Source organism: Microbacterium paraoxydans (assembly GCF_020524545.1).
Classification (GTDB): domain Bacteria; phylum Actinomycetota; class Actinomycetes; order Actinomycetales; family Microbacteriaceae; genus Microbacterium; species Microbacterium paraoxydans_C.
Map to the genome: position 1 here is coordinate 449,615 of NZ_JAIVLG010000002.1, position 20,256 is coordinate 469,870.

Consider the following 20,256-nt stretch of genomic DNA (forward strand, 5'->3'; position numbering starts at 1 on the left):
GGTCAGACGTCGTAGTCCACGACCACGCGGTCGCTGGTGGGGTGGGACTGGCAGGTGAGCACGAATCCGCGCTCGAGCTCGTCCGGCTCCAGCGCGTAGTTCTCGGTCATGGTCACGCTGCCCTCGATCACCCGCGCTCGACAGGTGCCGCAGACCCCGCCGGCGCAGGCGAAGGGGGCGTCGGGGCGCACGCGCAGCGCCGCGTTCAGCACGGACTCGTGGGCGTCGACCGGGCTCTCGACCGTGGAGGAGACCCCGTCGAGGGTGACTTCGATGCGCACGGTCTTCTCGCCCTTGCGCACCTCGACCGGGCGCGCGGCGCGTCGGGGCTCGTCACCCGTCGTGAACAACTCGAACCGGATGTGGGAGCGGTCGACCCCGACGTCGGCCAGCACTTCGCGACAGAGGTCGACCAGGGCCAGCGGTCCGCACAGGAACCACTCGTCGACGGTCGACGGAGGGATGAGCGTGCCGAGGATCGTGCGGAGCTTCTCCTCGTCGATCCGCCCGGAGAGCACCGGCGCCGCGCGCTGTTCGCGGGACAGCACATGGTGCAGCACGAGTCGGGTCGGGTAGCGGTCCTTGAGGTCGGCGAGGTCTTCCAGGAACATCACGTCGAGTGTGGCTCGGTTCGTGTAGAGCAGGGTGAAGCGCGACGTGTCCGACCGGGACAGCACGGTGTGCGCGAGCGCCATGAGCGGTGTGATGCCGGAACCGGCGGCGATTCCCACCACATGACGGTCGTCGAGGTGGTCGAGCGCCGAGGTGAAGGTGCCCTGGGGACTCATCACCTCGATCTCGAACCCGGGGTGCAGGCCGGTCTGCGCCCAGGTCGAGAAGAGCCCGCCTTCGTCGCGCTTCACGGCGACGCTCAGTCGGGTGTCCTGTCCGTCGTCCCGATGTTCCGGCGCACGGCACAGAGAATACGAGCGCCGCACCTCGGCGCCGTCGAGCGTGGTGCGCAGCGCCACGTACTGACCGGGAAGGTGGTCGTACTCGTCGGCAAGAGCCGCGGGCACGGTGAACGTCACCTCGACGGAGTCGTCGGTGAGCGCACGCACGTCCTCGACGACGAGGGTGTGGAATCGGGCGCGCTTGCGCGGAGCAGCGGCCTCGCGGGGCGCGGCCGTACGAGGCGCGGGTGACGGGGCGGAGGTGAAGAGCGACATCTCAGTGCACCTTGAAGTGGTCGAAGGGTTCGAGGCAGGCGCGGCACTCGAACAGCGCTTTGCACGAGGTCGAGCCGAAGTGGGAGACTTCGCGGGTGTCGAGTGAGCCGCATCGGGGGCAGCGCACGCTCAACGCGACCCGGATGGGGCCGGTCGACACGGCGGCACGACCGGACGGCGGGGCGATCCCGTATTCCGCGAGCTTGGTCTTGCCGGCCTCCGTCATCCAGTCCGTCGTCCAGGCGGGGGAGAGGACCAGGCGCACCTCGACCTCGGCGAAGCCGGCAGCCGTGAGGGCGAGCACCACGTCGTCGCGGATCGTGTCCACCGCGGGGCAACCGCTGTAGGTCGGGGTGATGTCGACGTGCACACGGGTTCCATCGGCCTCGACCGCACGGAGCACGCCGAGGTCCTCGATCGTGAGGACGGGCACCTCGGGGTCGGGCACGGCGGCGGCGATGCGCCAGGCGGCCTGCGTCGGAGTGAGGGTCACCATGTCGCCCCCGGATGCCGTCGTGCGAGAACCTGCATCTCGGCGAGGATGTGACCGAGAGGGGTGGCGTGGGCTCCCTGCCTCCCGCCGGCCGATGACGACATGACCGCGGGGACCGACAGCTCCGCCTCGGCGAAGACGGTGTCGACCACGCCGTCGAAACCGGCGCGGAGAGCCGACGGACGCACGGCGGCAGCGCCGAGGCGGTCGATGAGGTCGTCGTCGCGGAACAGCTCATCGACATAGGGCCAGACGTCTCCGAGCGCCCGGATGATCCTGGTGCGCGACTCCTCCGTGCCGCCGGCGAGGCGCAGGACCCACTGCACCGCGTGATCGCGGTGGTAGTCGACCTCTTTGAGGGACTTCTCGGCGATCGCCGCGAAGGTCTCGTCGCTGCTGGCGCGTAGCGCGGAGTAGAGCTCGAACATGAAGGTGGCGACGACGAACTGCCGTGCGATCGTCTGGGCGAAGTCGCCGTTGGGCTGCTCCACGATCCATGCACAGCGGAACTCGGACTCGTCGCGGAAGAAGGCGAGATCGTCTTCGCTGCGGCCGTCGTACGACCCCGCGTAGTGGAGGAACGACCGCGCGTGGCCGAGGAGATCGAGGGCGATGTTGCCCAGGGCCACATCCTCCTCCAGCTCCGGTGCTCGGGAGATCCAGGCACCGAGCTGCTGCGACAGGATGAGCGCATCGTCGCCGAGGCGGAGCGCGTACTCGGCGATATCGGCGGATGCGGCGACCGCCCCCGTGCCGGAGAGCTCCTGCGACAGGCGGAGCTCATCGACCGAGACGTCGCCGTGGACGTCGATGTCCTCGTGCGCGGTTTCCGAGTACGGGGCGCTCACAGGTGCGGCACTCCCTCGGAAGCCGTGTAGTACACGGCGTGCCGGTAGTTCTTGCCGGCGGGGCTCTCGAAGTAGGCGCCCTTGGCGTCGGGGTCGCTCGTCGTGATCGCGTCCGCCGGTGCGACCCAGATCGAGACGCCCTCACCGCGGCGCGTGTAGAGATCGCGGGCGTTGCGGATCGCCATCTCGGCGTCCGGCGCGTGGAGCGACCCGACGTGCACGTGGCTCAGTCCGCGGTTCGCCCGGACGAACACCTCCCACAGCGGCCAGGGCTCCCGTTCGTCCGCCCCCGGCGTCGCCATCATGCCACCGCCTTCGTCTTCCGTGCCTGCTTGCGTGCGTACTCCGCCGCGGCCTCGCGAACCCACGCGCCCTCTTCGTGCGCGGTACGTCGCCGTTCGAGGCGCTCGGCGTTGCACGGGCCGTTGCCGCGCACGACCTCGAAGAACTCGTCCCAATCGATCTCGCCGATCACGTACTGGCCGGTCTCCTCGTCGAAGCGCAGGTCGGGGTCGGGCAGGGTCACCCCGAGGATCTCGGCCTGGGGCACGAGCATCCCGACGAAGCGCTGGCGCAGCTCGTCGTTGGAGAAGCGCTTGATCTTCCACTTCATCGACTGCGCCGAGTTGGGGGACTGGTCGTCGGGCGGTCCGAACATCGCCAGGCTCGGCCAGTACCAGCGGTTCACGGCGTCCTGGGCCATCTCACGCTGCTCCTCGGACCCCTGCATCAGAGTGAGCAGGATCTCGAAGCCCTGCCGCTGGTGGAAGGACTCCTCCTTGCACACCCGCACCATCGCGCGGCCGTAGGGGCCGTACGACGCGCGGCACAGCGGCACCTGGTTGCAGATCGCGGCACCGTCGACGAGCCAGCCGATCGCGCCCATGTCGGCCCAGGTCGGGGTGGGGTAGTTGAAGATCGAGGAGTACTTCGCCTTGCCGGTGATGAGCTGATCCATCATCTCGTCCCGCGTGGTGCCCAGGGTCTGCGCGGCGGAATACAGGTAGAGACCGTGGCCGGCTTCGTCCTGGACCTTCGCCATCAGGATGGCCTTGCGCTTCAGGCTCGGGGCGCGCGTGATCCAGTTGCCCTCGGGCTGCATGCCGATGATCTCGGAGTGCGCATGCTGGGAGATCTGCCTGACCAGGGTCTTGCGGTAGGCGTCGGGCATCCAGTCGCGCGGCTCGATGCGCTGCTCGTTCGCGATGAGTTCGTCGAAGAGACGCTCCTCGTCGGAGGGCTCGCTCACCAGGGACAGGTCTGCGGGACTGGTCATCGTCGACTCCTCGGCGTCAGGTCATCTTTACTGACCGATCGTTAGGTAATTCTGGCACACCGAAGCACCGGATTCAAGACGGTGTGCAGCGCGTGCTGTCGAGGAGGAGTCCGACGTGTCGGCGGGGTGGGGCAGAGTGGAGGGCATGTCCTATCCCGTCTCCGCCACCCGCGAGGCCGCACTCGCCGCACTGCGCGAACTCGTCGGCCGCCCCGATGCCGACTTCCACGACGGGCAGTACGAAGCGATCGAGGCGCTGGTCGAGGGTCGCCGCCGGGCGCTCGTGGTGCAGCGCACGGGGTGGGGGAAGTCGGCGGTGTACTTCGTCGCGACGCTACTGCTGCGCAGACAGGGAGCCGGGCCGACCGTGCTCGTCTCGCCGCTGCTGGCACTCATGCGCGATCAGATCGCCGCCGCTGAACGAGCCGGTGTCCGGGCCGTCGCGATCAACTCCACGAACGCCCATGAATGGGCCGAGGTGCTCGCGCAGCTCGACCGCGACGAGGTCGACGTGCTGCTGGTCTCTCCCGAGCGGCTCAACAATCCCGCTTTCCGGGAGCAGCAGCTTCCGGCCCTGGTTCGTCGCATCGGCATGCTCGTGGTCGACGAGGCGCATTGCATCAGCGACTGGGGGCACGACTTCCGTCCCGACTACCGACGCCTGCGGGACCTGATCGCGCAGATGCCCGCCGATGTGCCCGTGCTCGCGACGACGGCCACGGCGAACAGTCGCGTCGTCGCCGATGTCGCCGAGCAGCTCGGTGTCCTGCAGCCCTCCGGGGAAGCAGCCGCCGAACCGGTGCTCACGATTCGCGGACCGCTCGCGCGCACGTCGTTGCGGTTGGGGGTGCTGCGCCTGCGTGATTCGACGAGCCGTCTCGCCTGGCTGCTGAGTCACCTCGACGACCTCCCCGGCTCCGGCATCATCTACACGCTCACGGTCGCAGCTGCGGTCGACACCGCTCGTCTGCTGCGTGAGCGCGGTCACGATGTGCGCGCCTACACAGGCCAGACCGACACCGAGGAGCGCGCGGAGTCCGAAGGGCTGCTCAAGCGCAACGAGGTCAAGGCACTGGTCGCCACGAGCGCGCTGGGGATGGGGTTCGACAAGCCGGATCTGGGTTTCGTGCTGCACCTCGGTGCTCCGTCTTCGCCCGTCGCGTACTACCAGCAGGTCGGTCGTGCCGGTCGTGCGAGCGAGAGTGCGGACGTGCTGCTGCTGCCCGGGGCCGAGGACCGCGACATCTGGCACTACTTCGCCACGGCGTCGATGCCGGACCGTGAGCGTGCGGAGCGGGTCATCGGCGCCCTCGGCGACACCCCGATCTCGACACCGGCGCTCGAGGCGATGGTCGACATCCGCCGCACTCCTCTCGAGCTGTTGCTCAAGGTGCTCGACGTCGACGGTGCGGTCCGGCGTGTGCAGGGCGGGTGGGTCGCGACCGGCGAGCCCTGGAACTACGACGCGGAGCGCTACGAGCGGATCGCCGCCGAGCGGATCGCAGAGCAGCAGCACATGATCGAGTACGAGCAGACCGACGGGTGCCGCATGGAGTTCCTGCAGCGGGCGTTGGACGATGACACGGCTGCGCCCTGCGGGCGGTGCGACAACTGCGCAGGCGGATGGTTCCCGCGTGAGGTCGGGGAGTCCGCGAGCTCGCACGCCGCGGAATCCCTCGACCGGGTGGGGGTTCCGATCGAGCCCCGTCGTGCCTGGCCGACCGGCGCCGACCGGCTCGAGGTGCCGGTCAAGGGGCGGATCCCCGTCGACGAGCAGGCGAGCGAGGGCCGGGCGCTGGCGCGACTCACCGATCTGGGGTGGGGAGGTACCCTGCGTGAGATCTTCGCCGCGGGCGCTTCCGACGCCGAGGTGACCCCGCAGCTGCTGCAGGCGTGCATCCGCGTGCTCGCGGGGTGGGGGTGGGCGGAGCGGCCGGTGGCCGTCGTGGCCACGCCCTCGCGCTCGCACCCGCTGACGGTCGACTCGCTTGCGCGCGGTCTCGCCCAGGTCGGGCGCCTGCCGTACCTCGGTGCCCTCGAGCCCATCGGCGGCGGTCCCTCGGGCGGACCGGGCGGGAACAGTGTCTTCCGTCTCGCCGGACTCTGGGATCGCTTGAGTGCTCAGCATCTCGAGGTGCCGTCGGGGCCGGTGCTGCTCGTGGATGATCTGGTGGACAGCCGGTGGACGATGACGGTCGCGGCCCGTGTGCTCCGGCAGGCCGGTGCGACCGAGGTGCTGCCCTTCGCGCTGGCGCTGCGCGGCTGACGTGGGCCCGTCGGCGGCTGTCAGTCGTCGGCCGGTGCGACGCGCGGCGGCCAGCTGGTGGCGCCGAGCTCGCGTGAGATGTTGCGGGCCGTCTCCCTGAGGGCGTTGAGGATCGCATCTGAGGCCGGGGTCTGCGACGTCGGAAGCACCACGGCGACGGCCGCGACGATGTCGTTCGAGGCGTCGGCGACGGGGGCGGCGAGGGAGGACTCCCCGAGCACGGCTTCGTCGAATTCGCCGGCGGTCCCGCGTTCGGCGATCGACGGCAGCTCCAACGTCAAGCGCGCCACGTCCGTGATGGTGTCGCCGGTGAGGCTGCGCAGCGGCTGTTCGAAGACGCTCTGCTGGAAGCCCTGATCGTAGGCGAGCAGGACCTTGCCCATCGCCGAGGCGTGCGCGGGAATCGCGACCCCGGTCTCCAGCATCTGCTGGCTGTCGTCGGGGCGCAGGTTGTGGTGGATGACGAGCACGTCGGTGAAGTGCGGGGCGCCCAGTCGCACCGAGAGGTTGGTGCGACGTGCGAGCTCCTGCGTCCATCGCATCGCCCGCGCACGCACATCGAGGGTGTCGAGGTAGACGTTGCTCAGGCGCAGGAGGGTCGGGCCGAGCATGTATCGCTGGCCGCCGCGTTCCTTCGCGACGAGCCCATGCGCACGCAGCGACTTGACGATCCCGTGCACCGTCGATGGCGGCAGGCCGAGCGCCGCGGACAGGTCGGTGATGCCGAGATGGCGTGCTCCCTGGAGCAGTTCGAGGATCTTCGCCGCGCGGTCGATCGCCTGGATCACGGGAGTCCTCCTTCCGGTGCGTCGTCGAGCCGGTGTCGGTCGAGCCGGCCTTCACGAATGATCTTGACAACCCGACTGGCTCCGAGCATATTCGACATTAACGAATTCCTTTCGGATTTTGCGCACCAGACCCCAAGGATCAAAGGAGATCGAGTGATGAAGAAGCTCATCAACGCCCCGCAAGATGTTCTCGTCGAATCTCTGAGAGGTGTCGCGCTCGCTCATCCCGAGCTCTCCGTCGACCTCGAGAACCACGTGATCACTCGGGCGACGCCCAAGGCGCAGGGCAAGGTCGCGATCGTCTCGGGCGGTGGCTCCGGGCACGAGCCGCTGCACGGCGGTTTCGTCGGGACGGGGATGCTGGATGCCGCCGTCGCCGGAGAGGTCTTCACCTCCCCGACCCCGGACCGTGTCCAGGTGGCCACCAAGGCCGTGGATCGTGGGGCCGGCGTGCTCCACATCGTGAAGAACTACACCGGCGATGTGCTGAACTTCGAGATGGCGGCCGAGCTCGCCTCGATGGAGGGGATCGAGGTCGGCAGCATCACCGTGGACGACGACGTCGCGGTGCAGGACTCCCTGTACACGGCGGGGCGTCGCGGTGTCGGTCTGACGGTGCTGCTCGAGAAGCTCGTGGGCGCCGCCGCGGAGGAGGGCCGCGATCTCGCCGCCGCCGTGGCGCTGGCAGAGAAGATCAACGGACAGGGCCGCTCGATGGGCATGGCGCTCACCAGCTGCACCGTGCCCGCGGCGGGCAAGCCCACCTTCGACCTGCCCGACGACCAGATGGAGATCGGCATCGGCATCCACGGCGAGCCGGGTCGTCACCGTGAACCGCTGGCTCCCGCAGCGGACATCGCGAAGCAGCTCGTCGAGCCGATCCTCGCCGACCTCGACGCCAGCGGTCCGTCGATCGTGATGCTCAACGGCATGGGGGCGACGCCTCTCATCGAGCTGTACCTCATGTACGGCGAGGTGGCGGCGATCCTCGAGAAGTCCGGGGTGAAGATCGCCAGGAACCTCGTCGGCAACTACATCACCTCGCTCGACATGGCGGGTTGCTCGGTCACCGTGCTCAAGGCGGACGACGAGCTGCTGCGTCTGTGGGACGCGCCCGTGAACACCCCGGGTCTGCGGTGGGGCGCCTGATGGCCGCTGTCGACACCGCCGTCCTCGCCGACTGGGTCGCCCGGTTCGGCACGGTCGTCACCGACAAGCGCGACTGGCTCACCGAACTCGACTCGGCCATCGGCGACGCGGATCACGGCGCGAACATGGCCCGAGGGATGAGCGCCGTCGGCGAGAAGCTCGCTGCGGGCGCACCCGGAACGATCGACGAGCTGCTGAAGACCGTCGGCATGACCCTGGTGAGCTCGGTCGGCGGGGCCAGCGGACCGCTCTACGGGACCTTCTTCCTGCGGATGGGGATGACGGCCGGAGCGGTGTCCGAGCTCGACGGTCCGGCCCTGGCGGCCGCGCTGCGTGCAGGGCTCGACGGCATCGTCGCGCGCGGTAAGGCGGAAGCGGGGGACAAGACGATGTTCGACGCGATGGCACCGGCCGTCGACGCGATGGACGCAGCGCTCGCCGAGGGCTCGACCGTCGCGGCTGCCGTCACCGCCGCCGCGGAAGCCGCGGAACAGGGGCGTGACGCCACGTTGCCGCTCGTCGCACGCAAGGGGCGCGCGAGCTACCTCGGGGAGCGCAGCGCAGGCCACCTCGACCCCGGGGCGGCTTCCACCGCGATCCTCTTCGACACGCTCGCCGCGGCGGTCGCGGGCAGCGCCTGATGATCGGTATCGTCGCCGTCTCCCACAGCGCACGGCTCGGGGAGGCGGCACTGGAGCTTGCCCTGCAGATGGTCCAGGGACCGGCAGTGCGCGTGCGGGTCGCCGCCGGTGCGGGCGTGGACGGCGAGGGCGTGCCGGTCCTCGGAACGGATGCCGTGGCCGTGGCCGCCGCGATCGATGAGCTCGCCGCCGACTGCGACGGAGTCCTGATCCTGATGGACCTCGGCTCGGCGGTGCTGAGCGCCGAACTCGCGCTCGAACTGCGCACGAGCGACGTGCCCGTCCGGCTCGCTCCCGCGCCGTTCGTGGAGGGACTGCTCGCCGCGGTCGTCTCCGCCGCGGCGGGGAGCGACCTGGATACGGTGGCCGCAGAGGCGTCCGCCGCGCTCGGGGCGAAGACCGGCCAGCTCGGCGTCACGGACGGTGACGGACCGGCGGCTGCTCCGGAGTCGTCGGACGCCGTGCCGTCCGCAGAGGGCGAGGACGTCGGGGAGGCGCTCGTGCGCCGCGTGCGGGTCCGCAATCCGCAGGGACTCCACGCGCGTCCTGCTGCTCTGATCGCCGAGGCCTCCGCAGGGGCGGAGGTGCGTCTGCGACGTCTTCCCGACGGGCCCGATGCTTCGGCCGCGAGTCTTTCTCGCCTGCTGGTCCTCGGGGCGCGGCAGGGCGACGAGATCGAACTGACCGTGCGGGGCGCGCAGTCCGCCACCGTGCTCGACCGACTGACGGCGCTGTTCCACGACGGGTTCGGCGAGGGAACGGAGGCGGCACCACCCGCACCCGCCTCGGCCGCCCTGACGGAGAGTCCCGCCGATGACGAGGCGTCGCCTGTCGTGATCGCCCCCGGAGCCGTGCTGCGAGGACGCGGGGTGAGCCCCGGTCGGGTAGCGGCACCCGTCGTCCATCTCGCGCCGCCCGTGGCGGAGCCCGACGCGGCCACCGTCGTCGCGGCGGACGAGCGTGATGCCGAAGTCTCGGCGATCGAATGGGCGGCCGTGGCCGTGGCCGATCAGCTGCGGACCCGCACGGCGCAGGCGACCGGGGAGGCGCGGGCGATCCTCGACGCGTCGCGACTGCTCGCGTCCGATCCGGAGCTGGTCTCCGAGGCGACCGCACTGGTTCGAGCGAAGGGCCGAAGCGCCGCACGCGCCGTGTGGGAGACCGGCCTGGCGCACGAGAAGGGCCTCGCAGCACTGGGCGGTCGGATGGCGGAGCGGGCGGCGGACATCCGCGACGTCCGCGACAGGATCATCGCCGAGATCCTCCAAGTCGACATGCCGGGAGTGCCGGAGCGTGAGGAACCGTTCGTGCTGGTCGCGACCGATCTGTCTCCTGCCGACACGGCGACCCTGGGTGAGGGGCGCTGCGTCGGCCTGGTCACCGAGCAGGGGGGCCCGACCTCCCATACGGCGATCATCGCCCGCTCGCTCGGGCTTCCCGCCGTGGTCGGCGTGGTCGGCGCCGTCGGCATCCCCGTCGGCGCGACGCTTCTCGTCGACGGCGGACGCGGCACGGTCGAGGTCGATCCGCCGCAGTCACGGGTCACGGAAGCGGCGGCTGCCGACGCGGTGGAGTTCGACGGGACCGGGCGGCTCGCCGACGGTCACCACCTCCCGCTGCTCGCGAACGTCGGCGGGGCCGCAGACGCCGTGAACGCGGCGGCGGCCCATGCGGAGGGCGTGGGGCTGTTCCGCACGGAGTTCTGCTTCCTGGACAGGGACGATGCCCCATCGGTGGACGAGCAGACGGCTGCGTACCGGGGTGTGCTCGCTGCGTTCTCCGGCCGCAAGGTGGTCGTGCGGACGTTGGATGCCGGGAGCGACAAGCCCCTCCCGTTCGCGAACGCCGATGACGAGGACAACCCGGCGCTGGGTGTGCGCGGGCTGCGGATCGCGCGTCGTCGCCCGGAGCTCCTCGACGACCAGCTGCGGGCGCTCGCCCGGGCTGCGCGGGCGGAAGCGGCGCACGTCGAGGTGATGGCACCGATGGTCGCGACGGTCGAAGAGGCGCGGGAGTTCGCCGAGCAGGCTCGCGCCGCGGGGATCGAGCGTGCGGGCATCATGATCGAGACCCCCGCGGCCGCGTTGCTCGCCGCGGAGCTGTTCGAGGTGGTCGACTTCGTGAGCCTGGGCACGAACGACCTGGCCCAGTACACACTCGCCGCGGACCGGCTGCTGAGCGACCTCGGAGACCTGAACGACCCGTGGCAGCCCGCCGTCCTGCGCCTGATCGGCATCGTCGGGGAGGCGGGGAGGGCCGCCGGGAAACCCGTCGGGGTGTGCGGGGAGGCCGCGGGCGACCCCGCGCTCGCTCCGGTGCTCGTGGGGCTGGGTGCCACGTCGTTGTCGATGACTCCCCGCTCGCTCGGCCGCGTTGCCGCGGCTCTCTCCGAGATGAGCGAGGACGAGTGCCGGCGCGCGGCGAAGGCGGTGCTCGCCGCTGCCACCGTGGCGGAGGCGCGCGCGGTGGCGGGCCACGCCGAAGACGCGTGATCGCCGCGTGCATGTCCGGTGCGGCATGTTCTTCATCTCATTCCGATCTCGACATGCCGGACACTCCGTGCGGGGCGGCGACTCCTCCGTAGGCTCGGCATTCACGGGGGTGTCGGAGCCGACGCCGAAGACGAATCGGAGGGGACATGTCGCTGAAGCGGTCGGTCGGAAAGAGCGTGATCGGTGCTCTGGCGGTGAGTGCCGTGGTGGCGCTCGCCGGCTGCGCACCCACACCTCAGGCGACGCCGAGGCCTAGTGCCTCTCCCGTCGCTCCGACGCCCGATCCCTATGCGGGTCCGATCTCCTTCGTCGGAGACGAGCTGGACTGGTTCCTGCTGAGTGCCGACGAGATCGCGGCCATGCTCCCCGACGTCGGAGAGGTGAGCCCGGCCGTCTCCTCGCTGATCCAGGTCTCCGACGGAGGTGGGTACGAGCCGGTGCCTGCTATCTGCAGCGCGCTGGCAGCGGAGACGTCGCTCGGATCCATCGGCGCGCGCTCCGTCACGTGGAGCAACGCCGCTCCCGAGGGACGCGACGGTTGGCTCAACGTCCTCCAATTCGCCGATGAAGAGTCCGCGAAAGTCAGGATGGATCAGTACGTCGACGCCGCGGCGCAGTGCGGCGAATTCGAGTTCGGCGGACCTTCCACTTTCGCATCCTCGACCGCAGAGGGCGAGGGCGAGGTCCGGGCTGTCGCCGGATCTCTGATCCTCACCTATCCGACAGGTGGTGGGCACAGCCTCTACAAGGGCTACGCCTCGGCTGGGAACGTCATCGTCGAGGTGTGGCAGCCGTTCACGGGTGAGCCGGTGTTCGATACCGCAGCCGCCGCGGCGCTGCTGCGCGACCGCGCAGCCGAGGCTCGGGGGATGCTGATCGACGAGCTGACAGCGAATCCTCCTGCGCCCGTCGAGACGCCCGCGGCCGATGCGGCCGCGCCGTGGAGCGAATGGCAGATCACGCCGGTGGGCGTCGGGCCGGTGCGGCTGGGCGTCGAACTCGACGAGGCCATCGGGACGGTCCCCGGAGCCCGCATCCAGGAACCCGGGTGGGAGGGTGGACCGACACGACTGATCGCCGCGGATGAGTCCGCGTCGCTCCTGCTCGAGACTCAGGAAGGGGGGACTCTGCTCGCGGCCGTCACGGTCGGTATCGCGAACATCGCAGGCGATCGCGCCGATGACGGAGCAGTACTTCCGTCCGCCGACGGAGTGAGGGTCGGCGATCCGGTGTCCGCCGCGGTCGCTGCATTCCCGCAGGGCACGGCTCTTCGTATCGTGTCGTCGGGGGAGTATTTCTACGAGTGGTCGACCCGCGAGGGCGTGACGCTGCGGTTCCGTCTCGATCGTGACTCGGTCGGCGACGATGGCGCCGTGATCACCGGGATCACGCTGGAGGATGCCACCCTGCGCACCGCGCTGATCTTCGGCTGAGGCGCTTCCGACGATCGATCTTCGCACCGGGCTTCATTACTAACCGATCGTTCAGTTAGTATGGGCCCGTCGGGGCACCGCTGCCGCGGCATCACGCGACGAGGAGGTCGACGATGACGGAAGCGATGACGCACGCCACCGGGGCGGTGCCGGCGAGCCGCGCGATGATGGAGCGCGATCGTGCCTCGGCCTCGCTCGGGCTCGTCGTCGAGCGCGACGACCCCGGTCACGCTGTGGTCTCCATGCGCGTGCGCGACGACATGACGAACGGGTTCCACATCACGCACGGCGGCTTCGTGTTCGCCCTGGCCGACACCGCCTTCGCGATCGCCTGCAATGAGGACGACCGGGTCACGGTCGCCGCGGGTGCCGACATCTCCTTCCTGAAATCCACCGTCTCCGGGCAGACGCTGACGGCGACGGCCGTCCGCCGCACCCGCACCGGCCGCTCCGGCATCTACGACGTGACGGTGACCGACGAACTCGGCGACACGGTCGCGGAGTTCCGCGGTCGCTCGCGCACCACCAACCAGACCTTCTGAACCTCCGAGCCGATGGAGTCTCCCGTGTCGACGACGACCGCAGCATCCTCCCGCATCCACCCGCCCTCAGCCGACGAGCTCGACGCCGAGGAGCGCATGAGCCGGGCGGAGATCGAGCACCTGCAGCTCACTCGCCTGCAGCAGACCGTGCGCCACGCGTACGCGAATGTGCCTCTGTACACGCGCAAGTTCGATGACGCCGGAGTGCATCCCGAGGACATCCGCACGCTCGCCGATGTCGAACGGCTGCCGTTCACGACCAAGGACGATCTGCGCGAGACGTACCCGTTCGGCATGTTCGCCGTCCCGATGGAGGAGGTCGCGAGGATCCACGCGTCGAGCGGCACCACCGGACGACCGACCGTCGTCGGCTACACTCGCGGTGACCTCGATCGATGGGGGTCGCTGGTCGCGCGTTCCCTGCGCGCCAGTGGCATCCGCCGGGGGATGAAGGTCCACAACGCCTACGGCTACGGCCTCTTCACCGGCGGGCTGGGGGCGCACGCGGGCATCGAGGCGCTCGGAGCCACGGTCATCCCGATGTCCGGCGGTCAGACAGCGCGACAGGTGCAGCTCATCCGCGACTTCGAACCGGACGCGATCCTCTGCACGCCGAGCTACCTGCTGACGATCGCAGACGCGATGGTCGCTCAGGGTGTCGACCCGCGCTCGACCTCCCTGCGCGTCGCGGTGCTCGGAGCAGAGCCGTGGACGAACGAGATGCGGCAGGAGCTGGAGCTGCGACTCGGCATCGACGCCCTCGACATCTACGGGCTCAGTGAAGTCATGGGACCGGGTGTGGGCAACGAGTGCCTGGAGACCAAGGACGGCCCGCACCTGTGGGAAGACCACTTCCTGCCGGAGGTCATCGACGCCGAGACCCGGGCCGCGCTTCCCGACGGAGAGCTGGGAGAACTCGTGTTCACCTCGCTCACCAAGGAGGCGTTCCCGGTCATCCGCTACCGCACCCGCGATCTCACCCGACTCCTGCCCGGCACCGCCCGCCCGGGGATGAGGCGCATGGAGAAGGTCACGGGCCGCAACGACGACATGATCATCCTGAGGGGCGTGAACCTCTTCCCGACGCAGATCGAGGAGCTGGTGCTCGGCATCGAACAGCTGACCCCGCACTTCATCCTCGAGCTGTCGAAGGAAGGCCGCATGGACACGATGACCGTGCGCATCGAGAGGCACCCCGAGCTTTCGGTCGAGACCTGCACCAGTGCGGCGGAGGTGCTGGCGCAGCGCATCAAGGTGTTCGTCGGGTCCACGGTCGCCGTCCGACTCGAGGAACCGGGCGCGCTGCCGCGGAGCGAGGGCAAGTACAAGCGCGTCTACGACCTGCGCTGACCCGGGGGAGCGGAGGGTGAGAACGCCTCGCGGTCACCGCTCCCGTCCCACGGCATGATCGGATGCGAGACTGTGCATGATGTCAGAGATGCAGAGCACACGTCGAGGCCGCCCGGGATACGACCAGCAGGGCATCCTCGCGGTCGCCGTCGCCGCCTTCAACGAGCACGGGTACGACGCCACCTCGATCGGCATGCTCGCGGAGCGGCTCGGACTGTCGAAGTCGGCGATCTACCACCACTTCGGCTCCAAGGATCAGATCCTCGACCTCGCCCTCGATGCGGCGCTCAGCGGACTCGAAGCCGTCGTCGAGGACCCTCTGTCGGAACCCGCGGCGGCATCCACCGCCGATGGGCACGCGGTCGCGCGATTGGAGCATGTGCTGCGCGGCGCGGTCCACGTGCTCGTCGAGCAGTTGCCCACGGTCACGCTGCTGCTGCGCGTGCGAGGAAACACCGAGGTCGAGCGTCGGGCGCTGACACGGCGTCGTGCCTTCGACCGGCGCATCACGGCCCTCGTGTCGGAGGCGCAGTCCGAGGGTGCTCTGCGATCCGATGTCGATGCGAGCGTCGTAGCCCGCCTGGTCTTCGGCATGATCAACTCGATCGTCGAGTGGTATCGCCCGGGAGGGCAGGAAGGCGCTGATCGCCTCGCCGACGACGTCGTCGCCGTCGCGCTGGACGGACTTCGCCGCCGCTGAGCCCCGCGCTGCTCGCGACACACCGACACCCCGTCCTACCGTCCGGGCCCCGCCCAGGCGACGTCTGTCAGACGGGGCCTGGACGGCAGGCGGGGGCGTCGGCGCTCTCTCAGGCAGTCTCCACCGGCTCCTTCGCGACGAGGGTGAGCACGTCGTAGGTGGCGACGATCTCATCGCGCTGGTTCTTCAGCACCGAATCCCAGCGCACTTCGCCGTACTCGTCGGTCTCGCGCGGAGTGATCTGCTTGGCGGTGAGTTCGACACGGATCTCGTCGCCCGGGGAGACCGGCGTCACGAACCGCAGGTTCTCCAGCCCGGAGTTCGCGAGCACGGGTCCGGGCGCCGGGTCGACGAAGAGCCCCGCCGCCCACGACACGAGCAGGTACCCGTGGGCGACGCGACCGGGGAAGAACGGATTCGCCGCCGCCGAGGTCTCGTCCATGTGCGCGTAGAAGGTGTCACCCGTGAAGGCCGCGAAGGTCTCGATGTCGTCGAGGGTCACGGTGCGGGAACCGCTCACGACCTGGTCCCCGATGCTCAGCTCGGCCAAGGACTTGCGGAACGGGTGCATCGCGCCGCTCTCCTGGTAGGGACGCGCATCCGCCCCCTGATGCCACACCCCGGTCAGGGCCGTCATCATGGTGGGCGAGCCCTGCACGGCGGTGCGCTGCATGTGATGCAGGACCGCGCGGATGCCGCCGAGCTCCTCGCCGCCGCCGGCCCGCCCGGGGCCGCCGTGGACGAGGGTCGGGAGCGGTGAGCCGTGGCCCGTCGAACTGCGGGCATCGTCGCGGTCGAGGAACAGGACGCGACCGTTGTAGGCGGCCATCCCGGACGCGAGGGCGACGGCGACCTCGGGGTCGTGCGTCGCGACGCTGGTCACCAGCGAGCCGCCACCGCGGGCGACCAGAGCACTCGCCTCGTCGAGGGTGCGATAGCCGAGAATGCTCGAGACCGGGCCGAACGCTTCGATCTCGTTGACGGCGGCGCTCTCTGGATCAGTGAAGCGCAGCAGCATCGGCGCGACGAAGGCCCCGTCCGGGGCCGGTCCCTGGCTGCCGTCGTCGTGACGCACGTCGGGTGCGTCGGTCGACCCGACCACCAGTTCACCGCCGCCGTCCTGCAGCCGGGCCACCTGGCGGAGAACCTCGTCCCGCTGTGCGGTTGAGGCCAACGGCCCCATCGTCACGCCCTCGGCACGCGGATCGCCGAGGACGACGCGCTCGGACAGTCGGGCCTGCACGGCGCGGATGACGTCGTCGACGACCTCGGCCGGCACGATCGCGCGACGGATCGCGGTGCACTTCTGTCCGGCCTTCGTGGTCATCTCGGCGACGAGTTGCTTGACGTAGGCATCGAACTCGGGCGTCCCGGACACCGCGTCCGTTCCCAGGATCGAGGCGTTGATCGAGTCGGTCTCGCTCGTGAAGCGCACGCCCCCGGTCTGCACGGCATCGTGGGCGCGCAGACGCTCGGCGGTCGAGGCCGACCCGGTGAAAGCGACGAGGTCTCCCAACCGGAGCGTGTCGAAGAGCCCGGGGACACCACCGGAGACGAGTTGCAGCGAGCCTTCGGGCAGGAGGTCCGATTCGACCATAATCCGCACCATGGCCTCTGCGAGATACCCGGTCGGGGTGGCCGGCTTCACGACGGTGGGCACGCCAGCGAGGAACGCGGGGGCGAACTTCTCCAGCGCTCCCCAGACCGGGAAGTTGAATGCGTTGATCTGGACCGCGACGCCGGGGAGCCGGGTGTAGATGTGTCGGCCGAGGAAGGAGCCGTCCTTGGAGAGATTCTCGACGCCGCCGTCGACGTAGACCTTCGCGTTCGGCAGTTCCCGGCGGCCCTTGCTGGAGTACGCGAACAACACCCCGATCCCGCCGTCGATGTCGACCCAGGAGTCCTGCCGGGTGGCGCCGGTGCGGCTCGAGATCTCGTACAGCTCCTCCTTGCGCGCCGTGAGGGCGAGTGCGAGTTGCTTGAGGCGCACGGCGCGCTGATGGAAGGTGAGCTCGCCCAGCGAGGCCTGTCCTGCCCGGCGGGCATACGCGAGCGCCGCTTCGAGGTCGATGCCCTCGGTCGAGACGCGGGCGATGACCCGACCTGTCGATGCGTCGCGCACCTCGGTCGCTTCGGCATCGGCGCCGGGCGTCCACCAGGCTCCCTGGAGATAGCTGGGGAGGATCTCGGTCATGTCTGTTCCCTTCATCAGGCGTCCCATTCGTAGAAGCCGCGCCCGCTCTTGCGGCCCAGGTGTCCGTCAGCGACGAGGCGCCGCAGCAGGGCCGGTGGCTCGAAGCGCTCGCCGAGGTGGGCGGCGAGGTACTCGGCGATGCCGAGCCGGACATCGAGTCCGACCATGTCGGTCAGGCGCAACGGGCCGACGGGATGCTTGTAGCCCAGCGTCATCGCGGCGTCGATGTCGTCGGCGGAGGCGACTCCCTCTTCCAGCATCCGGATCGCCTCGAGCCCGATGGCCACGCCGAGTCTCGACGACGCGAAGCCGGGCGCGTCAGCCACCACGATCGGGGTCTTGCCGAGTGCGCGGATCCAGCCGCGGGCGGAGTCCGCCACTGCGGGAGGTGTCATCGCGCCGCGGACGATCTCGACCAGGGTCGAGGCCGGCACCGGATTGAAGAAGTGCATGCCGAGGAACCGGGCCGGGCGGTCCAGCGTCGCCGCGAGCTCATCGATCGAGATGGAGGAGGTGTTGGAGGCGAGTGCGGTCTCGGGGCCGATCACGGCCTCGACGCGGGTGAGCGCATCGATCTTGAGCGCGAGATCCTCGGGCACGGCTTCCACGACGAGGTCGCAGGGAGCGAACAGCGCGGTGTCCGTCCCGGCCTCGAAGCGCGCCCGATAGGCGTCGTCGGCCTCTTTCGCGGTGCCGCGGGAGATGGACGCGTCGACGGACGCCAGCACGCGCGCGGCGGCGGAGTCGGCGGAGACCTCATCGCGCTCGATCACGGTCACCCGGGAACCTGCGAGGAGGAACGCGTGGGCGATCCCGGCGCCCATGCGCCCGCCGCCGAGCACCCCCACGTGGACGGGAGCGCTGCTGCTGCTCTCGGTCATCGGTCTCTCCGTTCCAGGAAGTCGGTCATCCGTCGGAACTTCTCCGGGCTCTCGAAGAGCTCGGCCTGGGCCTCCAGGTCGACGGCGGGATGGCGGTCGCGGGGAGCGCGGAACACCCGCTTCGTCGCGATGGTCGCTGCGGGGTCGTTGCGGCCGATCCGGTCGGCGACCGCTTCGGCCGCGGTCAGCAGCTCGGCACTCTCGTGAATCGCCGAGACAAGGCCGATGCGCAGAGCCTCCTCCGCCTTCACGGTGCGTCCGGTGAGGAGCAGCTCGATCGCTCTGGCGTCGCCGACGATCTCCTTCAGCCTCCAGCTCGCGCCGGCTGCGGCGATGATGCCGAGGCCCGTCTCCGGATTGCCGATCGCGAGGGCGGGCGTCGCGATCCGGATGTCTGCGGCATAGGCGAGTTCGGCGCCGCCCCCCAGCGCGTAGCCGTCGATCGCCGCGATGACCGGCATCGGCAGCTCCGCGATGCGCACGAAGGCGTTCGCGTTGATGCCGCGCAGCGCATCGGGAGCCCGGCGGTCGCGCAGCTGGGCGATGTCGGCGCCCGCGGCGAACACGCCGTCTGCCCCGGTGAGGATCAGGGTCCGCGGCGACTCCTCGAGCTCGGCGCACAGGAGGTGCAGCGCGTCGATGGTCGCCTGGTCGATCGCGTTCCGCTTGTGCGGACGGTGGAGTGTGGCGATCACCCGGTCAGGGCGACGCTCGATGAGAAGCGGCGCTTCGGCGTCGGCTTCGTGGGGCATCAGACCTTCTCCAGGATCATGGCGGCGCCCTGGCCCACGCCGACGCACATCGTCGCGAGTCCGTGCCGAGAGCCCTCGCGCTCCATGCGTCCGAGCAGGGTGAGCAGCAGCCGGGAACCGGAGGATCCGAGCGGGTGACCGAGGGCGATGGCGCCACCGTCGGCATTGACCCGCGCCTCGTCGAGTCCGAGCCGACGGACGCATGCGATCGACTGCGTCGCGAAGGCCTCGTTGAGTTCGATCGATCCGATGTCGTCGATCGACAGGCCGGAGCGGTGAAGCGCCTTCTGCGTCGCCGGAACCGGGCCGAGGCCCATGACCTCGGGGGCGAGCCCGGCGCTCGTGCCGACGACGATCCGGGCGCGCGGTACGAGACCGTATCTCTCGATCGCGGCCGCGCTGGCCACCACGACAGCCGAGGCTCCATCGTTGAGCGCACTCGAATTGCCGGCGGTCACGACCGTGCCCCCGGCGACGACGGGGCGCAACCGCGCGAGAGCCTCGAGGGTGGTCTCCGGGCGCGGCCCCTCGTCGACCAGAACCTCGCCGGTGCCGACCGGGACGCCGACGATCTCGGGCGCGAACCGCCCGGCGGCGATCGCAGCGCTGGCGCGCTGCTGTGAGCGCAGGGCGAACGCATCCGCCTCGTCGCGGGTGATCCCGTCGACGCGGGCGACCTCCTCCGCGGTCTCGGGCATGGTGAAGGTCGCCTTGTCGCGCGCCTGGAGTCGGGGGTTCGGGAAGCGCCAGCCGATCGAGGTGTCGAACGCCGCGCCCGGCTTGGACCAGGCCTTCTCCGGCTTGGCCTGCACCCAGGGCGCCCGTGTCATGGATTCGACGCCGCCCGCGACGATGATGTCGGCGTCGCCGGCGCGGATCGCCTGCGCGGCCATCGTGACGGCGGACATCCCCGAGGCGCACAGCCTGTTCACCGTGATGCCGGGGACCGTGTCGGGGAGTCCGGCGAGCAGCACCGCCATCCTCGCGACGTTGCGGTTGTCCTCACCGGCCTGATTCGCCGCACCGAGGATCACCTCGTCGATCTCGATCGCGGCGTTGATGCCGGCTCGACGCACGGCTTCAGCGACCACGATCGCTGCGAGGTCGTCGGGGCGGACGGACGCGAGAGCGCCCCCGTATCGCCCGACGGGGGTGCGAGCACCTCCGACGAGGAATGCCTCGGTCATGCGGATCTCCTGACTGCGTCGTCTCGGTGCTGGCCGTGCCCATACGATCGGTCAGCGAATTACTGACCGATCGTATGGTAATTATGGCACAGGCG

Annotated in this window: 18 protein-coding genes and 1 pseudogene; 9 read left to right on the top strand and 10 right to left on the bottom strand. The window is 70.0% G+C overall.

Annotation, left to right across the window (positions count from 1 at the left end):
• Nucleotides 1-2: 2 nt before the first annotated feature.
• Genes paaE through paaA form a run of 5 tightly spaced genes read right to left on the bottom strand, consistent with a single transcriptional unit; the run spans nucleotide 3 to nucleotide 3,786 of the window.
• The gene (gene paaE / locus LC041_RS06775) at nucleotides 3-1,169 is read right to left on the bottom strand and encodes a 1,2-phenylacetyl-CoA epoxidase subunit PaaE (RefSeq protein ID WP_226532292.1); all 1,167 of its coding nucleotides are present in this window, start codon (nucleotides 1,167-1,169) and stop codon (nucleotides 3-5) included.
• Nucleotide 1,170: 1 nt separating this feature from the next.
• Nucleotides 1,171-1,665, bottom strand: a complete 495-nt coding sequence (gene paaD / locus LC041_RS06780; protein ID WP_226532294.1) for a 1,2-phenylacetyl-CoA epoxidase subunit PaaD — start codon at nucleotides 1,663-1,665, stop codon at nucleotides 1,171-1,173.
• A complete protein-coding gene (paaC, locus tag LC041_RS06785; RefSeq protein ID WP_226532296.1) occupies nucleotides 1,659-2,510 on the bottom strand; it encodes a 1,2-phenylacetyl-CoA epoxidase subunit PaaC in 852 nt (283 codons plus the stop codon). The genes paaD and paaC overlap by 7 nt, the downstream gene beginning before the upstream one ends.
• Nucleotides 2,507-2,812: a 1,2-phenylacetyl-CoA epoxidase subunit PaaB gene (paaB, locus tag LC041_RS06790; RefSeq protein WP_017828375.1), complete on the bottom strand. Its 306-nt coding sequence runs from the start codon at nucleotides 2,810-2,812 to the stop codon at nucleotides 2,507-2,509. The genes paaC and paaB overlap by 4 nt, the downstream gene beginning before the upstream one ends.
• Nucleotides 2,812-3,786, bottom strand: a complete 975-nt coding sequence (paaA, locus tag LC041_RS06795; protein ID WP_226532298.1) for a 1,2-phenylacetyl-CoA epoxidase subunit PaaA — start codon at nucleotides 3,784-3,786, stop codon at nucleotides 2,812-2,814. Before paaA ends, paaB begins: the two co-directional genes overlap by 1 nt.
• Nucleotides 3,787-3,931: 145 nt before the next feature.
• On the opposite strand from paaA, the gene LC041_RS06800 reads away from it, so the two are divergent.
• Complete coding sequence (locus LC041_RS06800) at nucleotides 3,932-6,052, top strand: RecQ family ATP-dependent DNA helicase (RefSeq protein WP_226532299.1); 2,121 nt, start codon at nucleotides 3,932-3,934, stop codon at nucleotides 6,050-6,052.
• A 20-nt stretch (nucleotides 6,053-6,072) separates the two neighbouring features.
• On the opposite strand, the gene LC041_RS17335 is transcribed toward LC041_RS06800, so the two are convergent.
• A complete protein-coding gene (locus tag LC041_RS17335) occupies nucleotides 6,073-6,840 on the bottom strand; it encodes an IclR family transcriptional regulator (protein ID WP_226532300.1) in 768 nt (255 codons plus the stop codon).
• A 156-nt stretch (nucleotides 6,841-6,996) separates the two neighbouring features.
• Between LC041_RS17335 and dhaK the strand changes: the two genes are divergently transcribed.
• From dhaK to LC041_RS06840, 8 genes and pseudogenes are all read left to right on the top strand, one after another.
• Nucleotides 6,997-7,989: a dihydroxyacetone kinase subunit DhaK gene (dhaK, locus tag LC041_RS06810; protein WP_226532301.1), complete on the top strand. Its 993-nt coding sequence runs from the start codon at nucleotides 6,997-6,999 to the stop codon at nucleotides 7,987-7,989.
• The gene (dhaL, locus tag LC041_RS06815) at nucleotides 7,989-8,630 is read left to right on the top strand and encodes a dihydroxyacetone kinase subunit DhaL (RefSeq protein WP_226532302.1); all 642 of its coding nucleotides are present in this window, start codon (nucleotides 7,989-7,991) and stop codon (nucleotides 8,628-8,630) included. The genes dhaK and dhaL overlap by 1 nt, the downstream gene beginning before the upstream one ends.
• A pseudogene (locus LC041_RS17435) lies at nucleotides 8,630-9,358 on the top strand (HPr family phosphocarrier protein); the annotation flags it as partial. The gene dhaL and the pseudogene LC041_RS17435, both read left to right, overlap by 1 nt.
• A 105-nt stretch (nucleotides 9,359-9,463) precedes the next feature.
• Nucleotides 9,464-11,122: a phosphoenolpyruvate--protein phosphotransferase gene (gene ptsP, locus LC041_RS06820; RefSeq protein WP_374197658.1), complete on the top strand. Its 1,659-nt coding sequence runs from the start codon at nucleotides 9,464-9,466 to the stop codon at nucleotides 11,120-11,122.
• 146 nt (nucleotides 11,123-11,268) lie between these two features.
• Nucleotides 11,269-12,555 (top strand): hypothetical protein, encoded by a 1,287-nt coding sequence (locus LC041_RS06825; protein WP_226532304.1) that lies wholly within the window; start codon nucleotides 11,269-11,271, stop codon nucleotides 12,553-12,555.
• A 113-nt stretch (nucleotides 12,556-12,668) separates the two neighbouring features.
• Nucleotides 12,669-13,097, top strand: coding sequence for a hydroxyphenylacetyl-CoA thioesterase PaaI (gene paaI / locus LC041_RS06830; RefSeq protein WP_226532308.1), 429 nt, complete (start codon nucleotides 12,669-12,671; stop codon nucleotides 13,095-13,097).
• Between the two features lie 12 nt (nucleotides 13,098-13,109).
• Nucleotides 13,110-14,447 (top strand): phenylacetate--CoA ligase PaaK, encoded by a 1,338-nt coding sequence (gene paaK, locus LC041_RS06835; protein ID WP_374197656.1) that lies wholly within the window; start codon nucleotides 13,110-13,112, stop codon nucleotides 14,445-14,447.
• A gap of 79 nt (nucleotides 14,448-14,526) precedes the next feature.
• The gene (locus tag LC041_RS06840; RefSeq protein ID WP_226532597.1) at nucleotides 14,527-15,147 is read left to right on the top strand and encodes a TetR/AcrR family transcriptional regulator; all 621 of its coding nucleotides are present in this window, start codon (nucleotides 14,527-14,529) and stop codon (nucleotides 15,145-15,147) included.
• A gap of 109 nt (nucleotides 15,148-15,256) precedes the next feature.
• Here LC041_RS06840 and paaZ read toward each other — a convergent pair whose 3' ends face one another.
• The 4 genes from paaZ to LC041_RS06860 are packed head-to-tail and all read right to left on the bottom strand — an operon-like array spanning nucleotide 15,257 to nucleotide 20,161.
• Nucleotides 15,257-17,341, bottom strand: coding sequence for a phenylacetic acid degradation bifunctional protein PaaZ (gene paaZ / locus LC041_RS06845; protein WP_226532309.1), 2,085 nt, complete (start codon nucleotides 17,339-17,341; stop codon nucleotides 15,257-15,259).
• A gap of 14 nt (nucleotides 17,342-17,355) precedes the next feature.
• On the bottom strand, nucleotides 17,356-18,222 hold the full coding sequence (locus tag LC041_RS06850) for a 3-hydroxyacyl-CoA dehydrogenase family protein (RefSeq protein ID WP_226532311.1): 867 nt from the start codon (nucleotides 18,220-18,222) through the stop codon (nucleotides 17,356-17,358).
• On the bottom strand, nucleotides 18,219-18,974 hold the full coding sequence (locus LC041_RS06855) for an enoyl-CoA hydratase/isomerase family protein (RefSeq protein WP_226532313.1): 756 nt from the start codon (nucleotides 18,972-18,974) through the stop codon (nucleotides 18,219-18,221). The genes LC041_RS06850 and LC041_RS06855 overlap by 4 nt, the downstream gene beginning before the upstream one ends.
• A complete protein-coding gene (locus tag LC041_RS06860; RefSeq protein ID WP_226532315.1) occupies nucleotides 18,974-20,161 on the bottom strand; it encodes an acetyl-CoA C-acyltransferase in 1,188 nt (395 codons plus the stop codon). Before LC041_RS06860 ends, LC041_RS06855 begins: the two co-directional genes overlap by 1 nt.
• Nucleotides 20,162-20,256 lie beyond the last annotated feature (95 nt).